The 2734-nt window shown below is 66.7% G+C and carries 3 protein-coding genes; all 3 read left to right on the plus strand.

From position 1 onward, the window contains the following. Window positions 1-1053 (plus strand): ATP-binding cassette domain-containing protein (locus JOZ76_RS13600; protein ID WP_291699144.1); only part of this gene is annotated, 1053 nt, incomplete at its 5' end. A 22-nt stretch (window positions 1054-1075) separates the two neighbouring features. Beyond that, on the plus strand, window positions 1076-1867 hold the full coding sequence (locus JOZ76_RS13605; protein ID WP_291699145.1) for a DUF72 domain-containing protein: 792 nt from the start codon (window positions 1076-1078) through the stop codon (window positions 1865-1867). Between the two features lie 10 nt (window positions 1868-1877). Then, window positions 1878-2734 (plus strand): 2-keto-4-pentenoate hydratase (locus JOZ76_RS13610; RefSeq protein ID WP_291699146.1); only part of this gene is annotated, 857 nt, incomplete at its 3' end.

Here is a 2734-nt window from a genome sequence, read left to right on the forward strand (position 1 = left end):
CGGCGGCCGCCGAACCATCGCCGCACCATCAAGGTGGTGAACGCGCGCGGCAATAACCTGAAAAACATCTCGGCGGAGATTCCGCTGGGGCTGTTCACCTGCGTCACCGGCGTCTCCGGCGGCGGCAAGTCGACGCTGCTGGTCGACACGCTCTATGCCGCCGTCGCGCGCAAGCTCAACGCCGCCTCGCTCGCCCCCGCCCCACATGACCGCATCGAGGGGCTGGAGCACATCGACAAGATCATCGACATCGACCAGTCGCCGATCGGCCGCACGCCGCGCTCCAACCCCGCGACCTATACCGGCGCCTTCACGCCGATCCGCGAATGGTTCGCCGGCCTGCCCGAAGCCAAGGCGCGCGGCTACGAGCCCGGCCGCTTCTCCTTCAACGTCAAGGGCGGCCGCTGCGAGGCCTGCCAGGGCGACGGCGTCATCAAGATCGAGATGCACTTCCTGCCGGACGTCTATGTCACCTGCGATGTCTGCAAGGGCAAGCGCTACAACCGCGAGACGCTCGACGTCACCTTCAAGGGCAAGTCGATCGCCGACGTGCTCGACATGACGGTCGAGGAAGCGCTGGAGTTCTTCAAGGCGGTGCCGCGCGTGCGCAACGTGCTGGCGCTGCTGCACCGCGTCGGCCTCAACTACATCCATGTCGGCCAGCAGGCAACGACGCTCTCCGGCGGCGAGGCGCAGCGCGTCAAGCTCGCCAAGGAGCTGTCGAAACGCGCCACCGGCCGCACGCTCTACATCCTCGACGAGCCGACCACCGGCCTGCACTTCCACGACGTCGCCAAGCTGCTCGAAGTGCTGCACGAGCTGGTCGAGACCGGCAACACGGTGGTGGTGATCGAGCACAATCTCGAAGTCATCAAGACCGCGGACTGGGTGATCGACATGGGCCCCGAAGGCGGGGACGGCGGCGGCGAGATCGTCGCCATCGGCACGCCCGAGGACGTGGTGAAGGAAAAGCGCAGCTATACCGGGCAGTTCTTGAAGCCGGTGCTGGGGCGCAAGCTCATGCCGAAGAAGGGGCAGCGGGCGGCGGAGTAAAGCGGGCGGGGACGAGCGGAAGATGTCTCCGCACTGTGCGCGCACGCAACCTTCCTCCTATCTTCCCCGTTTTTGCACCATGCCCGCCTCCTTTCCGCTGCGCATCGGCACCGCCGGCTGGTCGCTGATGCTGCGCGATGCCCCTTCATTCCCCTCAGAAGGCAGCCACCTCCAGCGCTATGCGCAGGTCTTCAACGCCGCCGAGATCAATTCGAGCTTCCACCGGCCGCACCGGCGCAGCACCTATGAGCGCTGGGCCGCTTCGGTACCGGACGATTTCCACTTCGCCGCGAAGCTGCCGCGCCTGATCACCCACGATCTCGCTTTGCGCGGCGCGCGCAAGCCCTTCGCGACGTTTCTCGGCGAGGCCGGCGGGCTTGGCCGCAAGCTCGCCGCGCTGCTGGTGCAATTGCCGCCGAAACTTGTGTTCGAGTGCCGCACCGCCGCCGCGTTTTTCAAGATGCTGCGCGGCGAATTTCCCCGCGACATCGTGTGCGAGCCGCGGCACGTGAGCTGGTTTGGAGACGGCGCCGAGGAAGCGTTCGCCGCCCACAAGGTCAGCCGCGTCGCCGCGGATCCTGTGCGCAAGGGCGCGACGTTCATACCCGGAGGCACCCGCGACATCGCCTATTTCCGGCTGCACGGCTCGCCGCGCATGTATTACTCGTCCTATACGGACGAATGTCTGGCCGCGCTGGCCGCGCAGCTCCAAGCCGCCGAAGCAAAGCGGCGCTGGTGCATCTTCGACAATACGGCCTCGGGCGTTGCGATCGGCAATGCGCTGACATTGCAGCGCCTCCTCCAGGATCGCTAGACTGCAACGCATGAGCGAACGCGACATCGCCGACCAAGTGGCCGACCAAGTGCTGGCGGCTCTCGCCAGCGGCAAGCAGATCGCGCCCTTCACCGCGCGCGGCGGCCTCAGCCTCGCCGACGCCTATCGCATCCCGCCGCTGATCCGCGCCGCTTTCGAGGCGCGCGGCGAGCGCATCCTCGGCCGCAAGATCGGCTTCACCAACCGCAATATCTGGGACCAATACGGCGTACACGCGCCGATCTGGGGCTATATGACGGACCGCACGGTCAGCGATCTTTCCCCCTCTTCGTCATTCCGGCGCGCGAGTGAACCCGGAGTCCAGGGGCCAGGAAGCAAAGCGCTGGATTCCGGGCCCAGCGCTTCGCGCCGTCCCGGAATGACAGATTTGAGATGCGGCGATTTCACCGAACCGCGCATCGAGCCGGAAATCATCTTCGGGCTCCGGGCGCCGCCCGCGCCCGACATGGACGAGAGCGCCCTGCTCGATTGCATCGCATGGCTCGCCGCCGGCTTTGAGATCGTGCAGTCGATCTTCCCGAACTGGAAATTCACCCCGCCCGATACGGTCGCGGCCAACGGCCTGCACGGCGCGCTCCTGATCGGCGAGCGCCACGCCGTCGCGCCGCGCAAGGCACAGTGGTTGCATGAGCTTTCGACCTTCACGGTCGACCTCACCTGCAACGGCAAAGCGATCGACCATGGTGTGGCGGCGAACGTGCTCGGCGGGCCGCTACTCGCGCTCAAGCATCTCGCCGGCATGCTGGCGCAGGACCGCCACAACGCGCCGCTCGCGGCCGGCGACATCATCTCGACCGGCACATTGACCAAAGCCTTCCCGGTTGCGCCCGGCGAAAGCTGGACGGC

This window comes from Bradyrhizobium sp. (assembly GCF_019244115.1).
Classification (GTDB): domain Bacteria; phylum Pseudomonadota; class Alphaproteobacteria; order Rhizobiales; family Xanthobacteraceae; genus Bradyrhizobium.

Excerpts from the sequence above, each read along its gene's own strand:
- JOZ76_RS13605 (WP_291699145.1), top strand. The coding sequence starts at position 1,076 with ATGTCTCCGCACTGTGCGCGCACGCAACCTTCCTCCTATCTTCCCCGT.